Here is a 14,136-nt window from a genome sequence, read left to right as displayed (position 1 = left end):
GGCCCAGCCCCTCACTGCAACGGTATTGCTAAATCGTGCGGCGACGGGTTAATGCGACACCAGCACCAATCAGAGCCCCAACGATGCCCCACATAATCATCAGGAAGGCACGGCGAGGGCTGTCACGTTTTACTGGCTCTTCCGGCGTACGCAAATAACGATATGTCTGAAAGCGAGGATCCAGAGTTGGCCCAACGTTCAGTGTGTTAAGCATGGCTCGGTTTTGGAAGTAGTCCAGATCAAAATCCGGACCAACGGACTGTAGGTTTTCGAGTCGCGCCTGCAGCATAGGGCGTCCAAGCAAGAACAGTTCAGAATCCGGCAACTCATCAGCAGGAACATCGGTGGAAGTACGAGAAATGTTATGCTGTTCGGCAATTTTGAGTGCCTGCTCAATATTGTGAACACGGCGGGAGAATATCGATTTCGCCACTTCTTCCTGGCGCTTAACCTGCGCCTTCATCTGCACGGTGCGTGCAGCCCAGGCCCCTTTTAACTCTTCGTTCAGATGACGCGCCGCACGCTGGCTGGCAAAGGCGACGTACTGACGCAGCAGATTGTTGGCATCAGGAGCCGTCTCCGCAATCAGTTTCACACTGTCATTGGTATTACGCATCGCATCGCCAGGCATAAACTGAATGTTATTGATCAGTTCGTCCAGCATCGCCGCATCGGCTTTACTGTTACCCACCATACGCTGCTTATAGTAATCAGTCTGCTGCCAGAATTCACGGCGCGTATCCCAGGAGGCAAGCTGCATGATGAATTCTTTGTAGGCTTCGTCCATCACCGACGGCTGGTCCGCAGATGCGAGACTGGCCTTAATATCCAGGTTACGCAAAAACTGCTGTTGAGAATAGTAACCCCCCAACATATTGACCGTTGGCCTATCTGAAATCGCCGTAGCACTCCACTCCTGACGAGCAAAAAAAGTATAGGCAAGAGCGGCTAGCGCAAAGGCGAGCGCTATACCGACGATCCACGCCTTCCCTGCCCACAAGGTACGAAACAACCCACGGATATCCAGTTCATTTTCAGCGCTCACGGCGTGTTCTCCCGGTAATGGTTGTGTCATCGTACCCTCAATTTATTTGGTTAAGTTTGGTTTACTTTCACGGTTTCTACGCAGCTTGCGCTTCAAGCGTTTGATAAATCTCGCTACCTTCCAGGCACGTTTAATACAAAAGTCGTATAAAACAAATGCCAGTAAAAAGAGCACCAGCATCACCCATTCCGGAACAACCCGGGAATATTCGGCCAGTACGCCGATAGCAGCCAGAATCGCTGCAGCCAACGTAATCAGGACAAAAGCCTGTCGGGAGGTAAACCCAGCGCGCATGATTAAGTGATGAATATGTTGGCGATCCGGGGAGAAAGGACTCATACCTTTACGTAAGCGACGATACATAATCGCCACCATATCCATTAGCGGAATGGCGATAATCCACAGTGCGGTGACAGGGCTAATAGGATGCGTTTTCCCTTGTGTGGTCTCCAGCAGGATCCAAATTACCGTGAAGCCAATCAGTGTACTGCCTGCATCGCCCATAAAGACTTTATAGCGACGTCCGAGTATCCCCAGGTTCAGCATGATATAAGGCAAAATGGCGGCGATCATGGCAAAACACCAGATAGCCAGGCTCGTCTGGCCATCAAACCACAGGATAAGTCCCATCGCGGCAAATGAAACACTGGATAACCCGCCTAACAGGCCATCAATGCCATCCACCATATTAAAGGCGTTAATCGCCGCCCAGACGGCAAAAAGGGTAAGGAAATAACCAAAAGGACCGAGCACCATCTCCCAGGGACCAAAAATATACCCCAAGCTTAAAAGATAGAGCTTACCAACCGCCATCATAATGATGCCGATAATGGCCTGGACGGTCGCGCGAATTTTTACACTGATATCAAAACGGTCATCCAGGGCACCGATAAATACCAGTACCCCGGCACAGGCCAGGTAGAGAGTAGCATGCGGGATGTAATAATCGGCGATGAGGAATGTAAAGCAAATGCCTGCGTAAACCGAGATCCCTCCAACCAGCGGAATCAGTCCCTGATGACGTTTGCGGAAGTTGGGTTTATCCACCAATCCTATCTTTTTCGCAACCTTGCGGGCAAAGAAAAGAAACAGCGTTGTGAATAAAAAAATACTGATGAGATCAGTACTTGCTGTCAGTAAATTCACTATACATGCTCTCAAAGAATATCAATATATGAAGTATAACCATCGAGGCGCATATTCAGAAGAGAAACCCGATTCCATATCAGGTGGTTCTGTATGATTATTAACCACAAAATACGAATTATAACACTTCTTCGCCTGGCGGTATGTCATACCGGATTATTGTTATTGTGTCGTTAAGATTACATCTACAAAAGCAAAACGCCACGTAAAAACGTGGCGTTTTCAGATGATGCCAGGATCAGGAACGCTTCATCATGTCGAAGAAGTCGTCGTTGGTCTTGGTCATCGCCAGCTTATTAATGAGGAATTCCATGGCGTCGATTTCACCCATCGGATGGATGATTTTGCGCAGGATCCACATTTTCTGCAGCTCTTCCTGGGTGGTGAGCAGCTCTTCTTTACGGGTACCGGAACGGTTGTAGTCGATAGCCGGGAAGACGCGTTTTTCCGCAATCTTACGAGAGAGGTGCAGTTCCATGTTGCCGGTACCTTTAAACTCTTCGTAGATAACTTCATCCATTTTAGAGCCGGTATCGATCAGCGCAGTCGCGATGATGGTCAGGCTGCCGCCCTCTTCCACGTTACGCGCAGCACCAAAGAAACGCTTCGGACGGTGCAGGGCGTTAGCGTCCACACCACCGGTCAGCACTTTACCGGAAGCCGGAACCACGGTGTTATAAGCACGCGCCAGACGGGTGATGGAGTCGAGCAGAATGATAACGTCTTTCTTGTGTTCAACCAGGCGTTTTGCCTTCTCGATGACCATTTCCGCAACCTGAACGTGACGGGATGCTGGTTCGTCAAAAGTAGACGCAACCACTTCACCTTTCACCAGACGCTGCATCTCGGTTACTTCTTCCGGACGTTCGTCAATCAGCAGCACCATCAGCACACAGTCTGGATGGTTGTATGCAATGCTCTGCGCGATATTCTGCAGCAGCATGGTTTTACCCGCTTTCGGCGGAGCAACAATCAGACCACGCTGGCCACGACCGATCGGCGATGCCAGATCCAGTACGCGCGCCGTTAAGTCTTCAGTAGAACCGTTACCACGTTCCATACGCAGACGAGAGTTTGCGTGCAGCGGGGTTAAGTTCTCAAAGAGGATTTTGTTACGGGCGTTTTCCGGTTTGTCGTAGTTGACTTCATTAACTTTCAACAGCGCAAAGTAGCGTTCACCTTCTTTCGGCGGGCGAATCTTACCAGAAATGGTATCACCAGTGCGGAGGTTGAAACGGCGGATTTGGCTGGGAGAAACGTAGATGTCATCAGGACCGGCGAGGTAGGAGCTGTCTGCAGAGCGGAGGAAACCAAATCCGTCCTGCAATATCTCCAGCACACCGTCACCAAAGATATCCTCGCCACTCTTTGCGTGCTGCTTCAGGATGGCAAAAATAATGTCCTGCTTGCGCATACGAGCCAGGTTTTCAAGGCCCATATTTTCGCCGAGAGTGATCAGCTCAGAAACCGGCGTATTCTTTAATTCGGTAAGATTCATAATGGTGTGAGTTCTTAAACTTGGGGTAAATCTCGAACTTAATGTTGTGAATGGTATGGCAGGGTCATCCATGCCTGTTTACGGCCATCGACTCATGTCTGTTCGCTGTCTGGTCACAGGAAAGTACGCAGAACTGAAACGACAAGACGGATTGAGTGATAAGGCCCTGAATCTGTCCACTTCTCGCGCGAGAAACAACGGGAAGTATGGGATGTAACCAGATTCAAACTTAATAAGGTATGTTTAATACGAAGTCAACACTAACTTAGCACGACTCAAGTCGGGCGTCCAGTCATCCGAATCAATTCGAAGTATGGTCGCCCGATCATGAGACTTCCTTACGCCAAATTCGCGTCGAGGAATTCTTTCAACTGACCTTTGGACAGTGCGCCGACTTTAGTCGCCGCTACTTCGCCGTTTTTAAACAGCAGCAGGGTCGGGATACCACGAATACCATACTTCGGCGCGGTGCCTGGGTTTTGGTCAATGTTCAGTTTAGCAACCGTCAGTTTGCCCTGATATTCGTCAGCGATTTCATCCAGAATCGGAGCGATCATTTTGCACGGACCGCACCACTCTGCCCAGAAATCAACAAGGATCGCTCCGTCCGCTTTGAGTACATCCGTGTCAAAACTGTCGTCAGTCAGGTGAATAATTTTATCGCTCATATATAACTCCACAGGAATAAGCCTGGCGTGTTGGTGTAGGCTGTTGGTGTAGCATTAACCAACTAAAGGTTGACTTTATTTCACCGGATACGCTTTCGTAAAGCAATAGTAAGCTGATATTCTACCACACTATGAGCAAAACACATTTAACAGAACAGAAGTTTTCCGACTTCGCCCTGCACCCAAAGGTGATAGAAGCCCTTGAAAATAAAGGGTTTCATAACTGCACGCCCATTCAGGCCCTCGCGCTGCCGCTAACGCTGGCAGGTCGTGATGTTGCAGGGCAGGCGCAAACCGGTACCGGAAAAACGATGGCGTTCCTGACGTCAACGTTTCATTATCTTCTCTCTCATCCCGCGATTGCCGATCGCAAGGTGAACCAACCGCGTGCGTTAATTATGGCGCCAACGCGTGAGTTAGCCGTGCAGATCCACGCCGATGCCGAGCCGCTGGCACAGACCACCGGTCTGAAATTAGGCCTGGCTTATGGCGGCGACGGTTACGACAAACAGCTGAAAGTGCTGGAAAGCGGCGTCGATATTCTTATCGGCACGACCGGTCGTCTCATTGACTATGCAAAGCAGAACCACATTAACCTGGGCGCGATTCAGGTCGTGGTGCTGGATGAAGCCGATCGTATGTACGATCTGGGCTTTATTAAAGATATCCGTTGGCTGTTCCGTCGTATGCCGCCAACCACCCAACGTCTGAACATGCTGTTTTCTGCAACCCTCTCTTATCGCGTCCGCGAACTGGCGTTCGAACAGATGAATAACGCTGAGTACGTTGAAGTCGAACCGGAGCAGAAAACAGGTCACCGCATTAAAGAGGAACTCTTCTATCCTTCCAACGAAGAAAAAATGCGTTTATTGCAAACGCTGATTGAAGAAGAGTGGCCAGATCGCGCCATCGTCTTTGCTAACACCAAGCACCGTTGTGAAGATATTTGGGGCAGCCTCGCTGCGGACGGTCATCGCGTCGGCCTGTTGACCGGTGACGTGGCGCAGAAAAAACGCCTGCGTATCCTGGATGAGTTCACCCGTGGCGATCTCGACATTCTTGTTGCGACTGACGTTGCCGCGCGTGGCCTGCATATCCCAGCCGTAACGCACGTCTTTAACTATGACCTGCCGGATGACTGTGAAGATTACGTTCACCGTATCGGTCGTACGGGTCGTGCTGGCGCAAGCGGTCACTCTATCAGCCTGGCCTGCGAAGAATACGCGCTGAATTTACCTGCAATCGAGACCTATATCGGCCACTCAATTCCGGTCAGCAAGTACAACCCGGATGCGCTAATGACCGATCTGCCGAAGCCGCTGCGCCTGACGCGCCCGCGCACAGGTAATGGCCCGCGTCGTACCGGTGGCGCTCCGCGTAATCGTCGTCGTTCAGGTTAAGAAAAGCTATGCCATACACAAAATCATTCAGCCTTTATCAAGGCGGCAAGAAAACGAATCCCGATGAGCTTACAAAAGTAAGTGATTCGGGTGAGAGAACGCAGCCAACACAGATACAGGTTGAAGGATGAAGTGTATGAACTCTACCTCGTTGTATGCAGCAATCGATCTCGGCTCCAATAGTTTTCATATGCTGGTCGTACGCGAGGTGGCGGGAAGCATCCAGACGCTCACGCGTATAAAACGCAAAGTGCGTCTGGCCGCTGGACTCAACAGCGATTACGTTCTCTCCACAGAGGCGATGGAGCGCGGTTGGCAATGTCTGCGCCTGTTTGCTGAACGCCTGCAGGATATTCCTCAACCACAAATCCGCGTGGTCGCCACGGCAACATTACGCATCGCCGTAAATGCCGATGTGTTTATCGCCAAAGCGCAAGAAATCCTTGGCTGTCCTGTCCAGGTCATTAGCGGCGAAGAAGAAGCACGACTGATTTATCAGGGTGTTGCCCACACTACCGGCGGGGCCGATCAGCGTCTGGTCGTTGATATTGGCGGCGCCAGCACTGAACTGGTTACCGGCTCCGGCGCACAAACGACTTCCTTGTTTAGCCTGTCAATGGGCTGCGTCACCTGGCTCGAACGGTATTTTACCGATCGTAATCTGGCGCAGGAAAACTTCGACCAGGCCGAGAAGGCTGCGCGCGAAGTACTGCGTCCGGTCGCTGACAAACTGCGTTTTCATGGCTGGAAAGTCTGCGTTGGTGCTTCTGGTACCGTCCAGGCGTTGCAGGAAATCATGATGGCGCAAGGCATGGATGAACGTATCACGCTGGCGAAACTTCAGCAGCTAAAGCAGCGAGCCATTCATTGTGGTCGTCTGGAAGAGCTGGAAATTGAAGGCTTAACGCTGGAACGTGCGCTGGTTTTCCCCAGCGGGCTGGCGATCCTGATTGCCATTTTCACCGAACTGAATATTCAGTGCATGACCCTTGCTGGCGGCGCATTACGCGAAGGGCTGGTCTATGGCATGCTACATCTGGCAGTGGATCAGGATATTCGCAGCCGCACGTTACGTAATATTCAGCGTCGATTTATGGTCGATACAGAGCAAGCGCATCGCGTTGCCATGTTAGCCACTAAATTCCTCGATCAAGTGGAAAATAAGTGGCATCTGGAAGCAATTAGTCGCGAACTGCTGATTAGCGCCTGCCAGCTGCATGAAATTGGGCTGAGCGTTGATTTTAAACAGGCGCCACAGCATGCGGCTTATCTGGTGCGCAATCTCGATCTTCCGGGTTTTACGCCGGCGCAGAAAAAACTGTTAGCCACGCTGTTACTCAACCAGACCAATCCGGTCGATCTCTCTTCGCTCCATCAGCAAAACGCCGTGCCACCCCGCATCGCGGAGCACCTTTGCCGTTTGCTACGACTGGCGATCATTTTCGCCAGCCGTCGTCGCGATGATTTGGTGCCGGAAATTCAGCTGGATGCAAGAGATGAGCACCTGACGGTCATACTACCTGAAGGCTGGCTGGAACATCACCCGCTAGGTAAAGAGCTCATCGATCAGGAAAGTGAGTGGCAAAGCTATGTCCACTGGCCGCTGGAAGTACGTTAACCGTTGATTTGCCGGAAGGCGCTCGCGCTTATCCGGCCTACGGCTTCGCTTTTGCCTTTGCCATCATTGCCCGAATATTAGCGATGCTGGCCTGCCCTTTTTGCATCCGTTCCTCAGCACTTACCACTTTACGCTCCTGTTCCCAGATAACGTCATCCTGCGGCAGTTCTAACAGGAAACGGCTCGGTTCCGGGCGTATCAGCTCACCGTACTGACGGCGTTCTTTGCACAGGGTAAAGATGAGTTCTTTCTGTGCGCGGGTAATCCCTACATAAGCCAGACGACGCTCTTCATCGATATTGTCTTCATCAATGCTGCTCTGGTGCGGCAAAAATCCTTCTTCCATTCCCACCATAAATACGTAAGGAAACTCCAGCCCTTTTGAAGCGTGCAATGTCATCAACTGTACCTGATCCAGTTCTTCTTCGCTCTCTCCACGTTCCATCATGTCACGCAGGGTAAAACGAGTAACCACCTGGGTCAGGGTCATTGGCTCTTCCAGCTCGCTGCCTTCCAGCATCTCTGTCATCCAGCTAAACAGCGTGTTGACGTTCTTCATGCGCATTTCTGCTGCTTTCGGGCTCGGCGAGGTTTCATACAGCCAGGACTCGTAATCAATGCCGTGGATGAGATCGCGCACGGCCGCAACGGGCTCACGCTCTGCCAGGCGCTGAATTTCACCCAACCAGTGCGTAAAGCGGGTCAGTGAATCATATCCGCGTCCGGTCAACGTCTGGCTCAGCCCCATGTCAAAGCTGGCGGTAAACAGGCTTTTATTACGCGTCATCGCCCATTCACCCAATTTCTGCAGCGTCGCTGGGCCAATCTCGCGCTTCGGTGTATTAACGATGCGCAGGAACGCGCTGTCGTCATCCGGGTTGCTGAGTACGCGTAGATAGGCCAGCAAGTCTTTAATCTCCGGACGGGAGAAGAACGATGTCCCACCAGAAATCTTGTACGGGATACGGTTCTGCATCAGGAATTTTTCGAACACCCGCGACTGGTGGTTGCCGCGATACAGAATCGCGTAGTCCTTATACTGCGTCTTATTGACGAAGTGATGGGCGATCAGTTCACCGATGACGCGCTCCGCTTCATGCTCTTCGTTATTGGCGCTCAATACTTTAAGCTCCGCACCATAGCCCAGCTCGGAAAAAAGCCGCTTTTCAAACACATGTGGGTTATTAGCGATGAGAATATTCGCCGCCTTCAGGATGCGCCCGGAGGAGCGGTAGTTCTGCTCCAGTTTAATCACCTGCAAGGCTGGGAAATCTTTGCTCAACAGCACCAGGTTCTGCGGACGCGCGCCGCGCCAGGAGTAGATCGACTGATCGTCATCGCCCACGACGGTGAAACGCGCCCGTTTCCCCACCAGCAACTTCACCAGCTCGTACTGGCTGGTGTTGGTATCCTGATATTCATCCACCAGCAGGTAACGAATTTTGTTCTGCCAGCGCTCGCGCACTTCTTCATTGCGCTGAAGCAGCAGCGTGGGGAGCAGGATCAGATCGTCAAAATCGAGAACGTTACACGCCTTCATATGGGCGTCATACAAACCGTAGCAGTGAGCAAAAATACGATCGCGCTCGCCCTTTGCGCTGGCTGCCGCCTGCGCCGGGGTCATCAGATCGTTTTTCCAGTTGGAGATCGTCGAGATCAGCTGTTGGAGAATAAGCTTATCGTCTTCAATTAGCCCTTCGGTCAGCTCCTTAAGCAGGGCCACCTGGTCGGTATCGTCAAACAGCGAGAAGTTCGACTTCATCCCCAGCGCCGCATATTCACGCTTAATGACATCCAGTCCCAGAGTGTGGAAAGTGGAGATCATCAACCCGCGTGCTTCTTTACGCCCCAGCGTTTGCGCCACGCGCTCTTTCATCTCGCGCGCAGCCTTGTTGGTAAAGGTCACGGCCGCAATATGTCGAGCCTGGTAGCCGCATTCACGAATCAGATGCGCGATTTTATTGGTGATAACACGCGTCTTACCGGAACCTGCGCCCGCCAGCACCAGGCAAGGTCCGGTGACGAATTCGACGGCTTGTTGTTGTCCGGGGTTCAAACGCATAGAGGATTGCTCAATCTGTAAACACGGGGAGGTGGATTGTAGCAGAAAGAGGGGGAGAAAGAGTAACTGGCTACCTCTGCGGGTAGCCAGAAAATCGGGTCAATCAGGAAGCCGTCGCGGCTAGTGGCGTATAGCCGTTGCGCTGCGCGCTCTTGATCCAGCTGTAGGATCCCATCACCGCGATTGCCGTCAGCAGGACATACTCAAGCGACATGGCGTAAACGCCCTGCACCGCGTAAATAACCACACTAATCACGTCGATAAGTACCCACAGCAGCCAGTTTTCGACGAACTTGCGCGTCATCAGTACCATGGCCGCAATCGACAATACCAGCATGGTGGAATCCCAGAACGGGAAGGCATCGGGCTGGAGGTCAGGCATAGCGACCTGCATACCAAATGTTTGCAGCAGGGCAATCATGATGCGGGTGAGCGCCGCAAACACCGGGTCGATAAATAGCGTCATCAGAACTATCGCCACCGCACAAACGCCGCCTAATGCCAGGGTTTGCTGGCGTGAAAGCCAACGTACTTTGAGCGCTGCTTCCTGCGCCTCATTTTGCCGGCTCCACGCATACCAACCGTAAATGTTAGCGGCGAAGAAAAACACCTGCAGCAACAGACTGGCATAAAGCTGAATCTGGAAAAAGATTGCTGCAAACAGCGTGACGTTAATCAAGCCAAACAGGTAATTGATGATTTTTTCCCGGCTGGCACACCAGATACATAACAGACCAAATACGGTACCAATGGCTTCAATCCACGATAGCGCATATCCGCCTTCGCCGAGAGGAATGTTGACCATCACATTGTTAATGCTAAAAAAGTCCATTACTGACCTCCTGACTGGCTGACGGAATAAATGGCGCGGAGCGCCAGGGCAATTTGCCGTTCTTCACCCTGCTGGCACAACGCGTCCTGCTGGACATAATCATTGATGCTGCTATCCAGACAACCGTTGTGGGCAACCACCACGTTGAGTAATGACGCCGTACGTAACCCTCGCAGCGCGCCGATAGTCATCAGAGCGGCGCTCTCCATATCCGCGCCCAGAACGCCGAGCGCCGACCACCGCGCGTCCAGTTCTGCTTCCCGATCGGTATAAAAACTGTCGTGGCTACGCACCAGGCCACACGCGGCGGGGATATTCATCTGGCGCGCCTGCGCCATCAGTTCCCAGGTTAACTGCGGGTCGGCGCAGGCCGGATAGCCCGTTGGCGCATAGGTACGGCTGGTCCCGTCATCCGTTACTGCGGCATGAGCGATAATCACGTCACCGAGCGCAAGATTATCCTGCAACGCCCCACAGCTACCGATACGAATCAGGGTTGTTATGCCGATCTGGCGCAGTTCTTCAATGGCAATCGCCGTAGACGGCCCACCGATCCCGGTAGAGAGCACCAAAATCTCGATGCCCTGATACCAACCTCGCGCGGCGCGAAACTCCCGGTTTTGACCAAGCTGTTCTGGGTTATCAAGAAAATTGACAATGCGGTCGACTCGCAACGGGTCTCCCGGCAGCAGCGCATAGCGTGCGCCGGTCATCTCCTTGCTTAACTGGATATGGGGTTGCAGCGACATTCTCGCGCCTCCTTCACTCTTACGGTTATCCGATATCAGCCTCCTGCTTTAACTTTTCAGGGACTAACAACACAATGCTTTCACCATCGGTATCAATAATCTGTAACGTTTTCAGATCATGTAAAATACGATTAATACTACGGGTCGTCGCCGCCAGCTCCTCGCTGAGGTTTAGCTTATCCAGCAAAATTGCGTTGGTGCCATCTTGTTGATAACGCAGCCATAACGCCTGACACACTCGCTGATGCAGCGAGTAAAGATTGTCGCTGCTGGCCTTTTTTGACAGCTGATAATATTGCTGACTAAAGAAGCGCAGCATCCGCTGGTTAAAATGGTTATCTAAGGCCAGCCAGCGGCAAAAATATTCCTGCGACAAACTCAGGAGCTGCACATGCCCTACTGCCACCACCGAACAGATGTAATGACGCGACTCAAAGATCTCGAGTTCACCCAGCATGTCGCTTTTCCGGTAGCGGGCCTGACGATAACGACGTCCATCTTCAGCCTCATAGAACACATCCACTTCACCGGCAATAATTAGTGAAAAGCGCTGACATATTTCCCCCTGCCGGCAAATAAAGTCTCCGCGCGGGATCTCTTCAAAACACCATTGCTGCATGATTTCCAGAGGGCAATATTTCAGTAATTCGTAAAGCTGTGGATCGCGAACAATATCACTAAGCCCGGAAAGCCAGCCGACTGAAAATTCAGGTTTTTTCATTGTATCCATGTTATCTCGCTCCACAGCGGTAGGGACAGGACGGCTGTCCCCGACAAGAAGGAATAGGGCAGATAAAAATGTCGCTCATCTCTCGCTTCCATACATCAGGCGAGACATCTGTCCCGTGATGGCGAAGAGTATATGTTCACGGCGAAGGTGGGTGATAAAGTAACGAGATATCTTTGAGACATGAGAACAAAATAATGGCTAAGAGCGCGGCAGCCCTGCACATCCTGGTAAAAGAAGAAAAACTGGCGCTGGAGATCCTCAGCAAGCTGGAGCGCGGTATTAGCTTCGATCACCTGGCAAAACGCTACTCTCGCTGTCCATCCGGGCGCAACGGCGGCGATTTGGGTGAATTCAAACAGGGGATGATGGTGGGGACATTTGATGCCGCCGTGTTTAGCTGTCCATTGCTTAAACCTTACGGGCCGGTCAAAACCAAATTCGGCTATCACATCATCAAGGTGCTGTATCGCCGATAAGCCATGCTAAAATCGCCAGCCTTATATATTCCCTTTTGAAGGCACGATCATGGCAAAAACAGCAGCAGCAGTGCATATCCTTGTAAAAGAAGAGAAACTGGCACTGGATCTTCTGGAGCAGATTAAAAACGGTGCCGACTTCGGCAAACTGGCTAAGAAGCATTCCATCTGCCCATCGGGCAAACGCGGCGGCGATTTAGGTGAATTCCGTCAGGGCCAGATGGTGCCGGCGTTCGACAAAGTGGTCTTCTCTTGCCCGGTGCTGGAGCCAACCGGCCCGCTGCACACCCAGTTCGGTTACCACATAATTAAAGTGCTGTACCGCAACTAATAAAAAGCCCGGTGTTTAAACACCGGGCTTTTTTATCGGATGGCGCTACGCTTATCCGGCGACTGCAATACGTTTCATATCAGTCATATAGCCACGCAGTTTCTGGCCCACTTTCTCGATAGCATGACCGCGAATGGCGTCGTTAACGTCGCGCAGTTGCGCGTTATCTACCGCGCCTTCGGCAATCGCTTTGCCCAAGTCGCCAGTCTGCAGGGTAGTCATGAACTCTTTCAGCAGCGGTACGCAAGCGTAAGAGAACAGGTAGTTACCGTATTCTGCGGTATCGGAGATAACCACGTTCATTTCGTACAGACGCTTACGGGCGATGGTGTTCGCGATCAGCGGCAGTTCGTGCAGTGATTCATAGTAAGCGGACTCTTCGATGATGCCGGAATCGACCATGGTTTCGAACGCCAGCTCAACACCCGCTTTCACCATCGCAATCATCAGCACGCCTTTATCGAAGTACTCCTGCTCGCCGATTTTACCTTCAAACTGCGGCGCGGTTTCGAACGCGGTTTTACCGGTCTCTTCACGCCAGGTCAGCAGTTTCTTATCGTCGTTGGCCCAGTCTGCCATCATGCCGGAAGAGAATTCGCCGGAGATGATGTCATCCATGTGTTTCTGGAACAGCGGCGCCATAATCTCTTTCAGCTGTTCGGACAGCGCGTAAGCACGCAGTTTCGCCGGGTTAGACAGACGGTCCATCATCAGGGTGATGCCGCCCTGCTTCAGCGCTTCGGTAATGGTTTCCCAGCCGAACTGAATCAGTTTTTCCGCGTATGCCGGGTCGGTGCCTTCTGCCACCAGCTTGTCGAAGCACAGCAGAGAACCGGCCTGCAGCATACCGCACAGAATAGTCTGCTCGCCCATCAGGTCAGATTTCACTTCCGCCACGAAAGAAGATTCCAGTACGCCCGCACGGTGACCGCCGGTGGCCGCTGCCCAGGCTTTAGCAATCGCCATGCCTTCGCCTTTCGGATCGTTTTCCGGGTGAACGGCGATCAGCGTCGGTACACCGAAACCACGTTTATACTCTTCACGCACTTCGGTACCCGGGCATTTCGGCGCCACCATCACCACGGTGATGTCTTTACGGATCTGCTCGCCCACTTCGACGATGTTGAAGCCGTGGGAGTAGCCCAGCGCCGCACCGTCTTTCATCAGCGGCTGTACGGAACGCACCACGTCGGAGTGCTGTTTGTCCGGCGTCAGGTTAACTACCAGGTCAGCCTGCGGGATCAGCTCTTCATAGGTGCCTACTTTGAAGCCGTTTTCGGTCGCTTTACGCCAGGAAGCACGCTTCTCAGCAATCGCTTCTTTACGCAGGGCGTAGGCGATATCCAGACCGGAGTCACGCATGTTCAGGCCCTGGTTCAGACCCTGAGCGCCACAGCCGACGATGACCACTTTTTTACCCTGAAGGTAGCTCGCGCCGTCGGCGAATTCGTCGCGGCCCATAAAGCGGCATTTACCCAGCTGCGCCAGCTGCTGGCGCAGGTTCAGTGTATTAAAGTAGTTAGCCATGATGGTGTACTCCGTGATGTTGTGTTGTCGTGCTTATTGTTCGGTTCGCAGACA

The 14,136-nt window shown here is 52.2% G+C and carries 14 protein-coding genes; 4 read left to right on the top strand and 10 right to left on the bottom strand.

Annotated elements, in window-relative coordinates:
- Nucleotides 1–28: 28 nt before the first annotated feature.
- The 5 genes from wzzE to trxA all read right to left on the bottom strand — a co-directional run bounded on the left by wzzE (nt 29) and on the right by trxA (nt 4,357).
- On the bottom strand, nt 29–1,075 hold the full coding sequence (gene wzzE, locus FDW92_RS01500) for an ECA polysaccharide chain length modulation protein (RefSeq protein WP_042314055.1): 1,047 nt from the start codon (nt 1,073–1,075) through the stop codon (nt 29–31).
- Nucleotides 1,076–1,087: 12 nt separating this feature from the next.
- Nucleotides 1,088–2,191: a UDP-N-acetylglucosamine--undecaprenyl-phosphate N-acetylglucosaminephosphotransferase gene (wecA, locus tag FDW92_RS01495; RefSeq protein ID WP_042314058.1), complete on the bottom strand. Its 1,104-nt coding sequence runs from the start codon at nt 2,189–2,191 to the stop codon at nt 1,088–1,090.
- Nucleotides 2,192–2,429: 238 nt separating this feature from the next.
- A complete protein-coding gene (gene rho / locus FDW92_RS01490) occupies nt 2,430–3,689 on the bottom strand; it encodes a transcription termination factor Rho (protein WP_002437993.1) in 1,260 nt (419 codons plus the stop codon).
- Nucleotides 3,690–3,767: 78 nt separating this feature from the next.
- Nucleotides 3,768–3,869: a rho operon leader peptide gene (locus tag FDW92_RS01485; RefSeq protein ID WP_110496374.1), complete on the bottom strand. Its 102-nt coding sequence runs from the start codon at nt 3,867–3,869 to the stop codon at nt 3,768–3,770.
- A gap of 158 nt (nt 3,870–4,027) precedes the next feature.
- Nucleotides 4,028–4,357 (bottom strand): thioredoxin TrxA, encoded by a 330-nt coding sequence (trxA, locus tag FDW92_RS01480; RefSeq protein WP_001280776.1) that lies wholly within the window; start codon nt 4,355–4,357, stop codon nt 4,028–4,030.
- A 131-nt stretch (nt 4,358–4,488) separates the two neighbouring features.
- Between trxA and rhlB the strand changes: the two genes are divergently transcribed.
- Entirely contained in the window at nt 4,489–5,757 is a 1,269-nt protein-coding gene (gene rhlB / locus FDW92_RS01475) for an ATP-dependent RNA helicase RhlB (RefSeq protein ID WP_003829013.1), read from the top strand.
- A 136-nt stretch (nt 5,758–5,893) separates the two neighbouring features.
- Nucleotides 5,894–7,375 (top strand): guanosine-5'-triphosphate,3'-diphosphate diphosphatase, encoded by a 1,482-nt coding sequence (gene gppA / locus FDW92_RS01470; RefSeq protein ID WP_042314061.1) that lies wholly within the window; start codon nt 5,894–5,896, stop codon nt 7,373–7,375.
- Nucleotides 7,376–7,412: 37 nt separating this feature from the next.
- Here the strand turns inward: gppA and rep are convergent, their stop codons facing one another.
- From rep to FDW92_RS01450, 4 genes are all read right to left on the bottom strand, one after another.
- Entirely contained in the window at nt 7,413–9,437 is a 2,025-nt protein-coding gene (gene rep, locus FDW92_RS01465; RefSeq protein WP_042314064.1) for a DNA helicase Rep, read from the bottom strand.
- 103 nt (nt 9,438–9,540) lie between these two features.
- On the bottom strand, nt 9,541–10,269 hold the full coding sequence (gene pnuC / locus FDW92_RS01460; RefSeq protein WP_042314067.1) for a nicotinamide riboside transporter PnuC: 729 nt from the start codon (nt 10,267–10,269) through the stop codon (nt 9,541–9,543).
- The gene (locus tag FDW92_RS01455; protein WP_042314070.1) at nt 10,269–11,018 is read right to left on the bottom strand and encodes a nucleoside phosphorylase; all 750 of its coding nucleotides are present in this window, start codon (nt 11,016–11,018) and stop codon (nt 10,269–10,271) included. Before FDW92_RS01455 ends, pnuC begins: the two co-directional genes overlap by 1 nt.
- A gap of 25 nt (nt 11,019–11,043) precedes the next feature.
- Complete coding sequence (locus FDW92_RS01450; protein ID WP_042314072.1) at nt 11,044–11,748, bottom strand: Crp/Fnr family transcriptional regulator; 705 nt, start codon at nt 11,746–11,748, stop codon at nt 11,044–11,046.
- 194 nt (nt 11,749–11,942) lie between these two features.
- Here FDW92_RS01450 and ppiC (FDW92_RS01445) point away from each other — a divergent pair, with 194 nt between their 5' ends.
- Both ppiC (FDW92_RS01445) and ppiC (FDW92_RS01440) read left to right on the top strand, forming a co-directional pair.
- Nucleotides 11,943–12,224: a peptidylprolyl isomerase PpiC gene (gene ppiC / locus FDW92_RS01445; RefSeq protein WP_042314077.1), complete on the top strand. Its 282-nt coding sequence runs from the start codon at nt 11,943–11,945 to the stop codon at nt 12,222–12,224.
- Between the two features lie 49 nt (nt 12,225–12,273).
- Nucleotides 12,274–12,555, top strand: a complete 282-nt coding sequence (gene ppiC / locus FDW92_RS01440) for a peptidylprolyl isomerase PpiC (protein WP_003017999.1) — start codon at nt 12,274–12,276, stop codon at nt 12,553–12,555.
- 51 nt (nt 12,556–12,606) lie between these two features.
- Here ppiC (FDW92_RS01440) and ilvC read toward each other — a convergent pair whose 3' ends face one another.
- Nucleotides 12,607–14,082, bottom strand: coding sequence for a ketol-acid reductoisomerase (ilvC, locus tag FDW92_RS01435; protein WP_006686043.1), 1,476 nt, complete (start codon nt 14,080–14,082; stop codon nt 12,607–12,609).
- Nucleotides 14,083–14,136 lie beyond the last annotated feature (54 nt).

Origin of the sequence: Citrobacter sp. wls706, from assembly GCF_005281305.1 — a bacterium.
Lineage (GTDB): Bacteria > Pseudomonadota > Gammaproteobacteria > Enterobacterales > Enterobacteriaceae > Citrobacter > Citrobacter werkmanii.
Note: the sequence above shows the minus strand (reverse complement) of the source record. Positions and strands in the feature narration are given on the sequence as shown.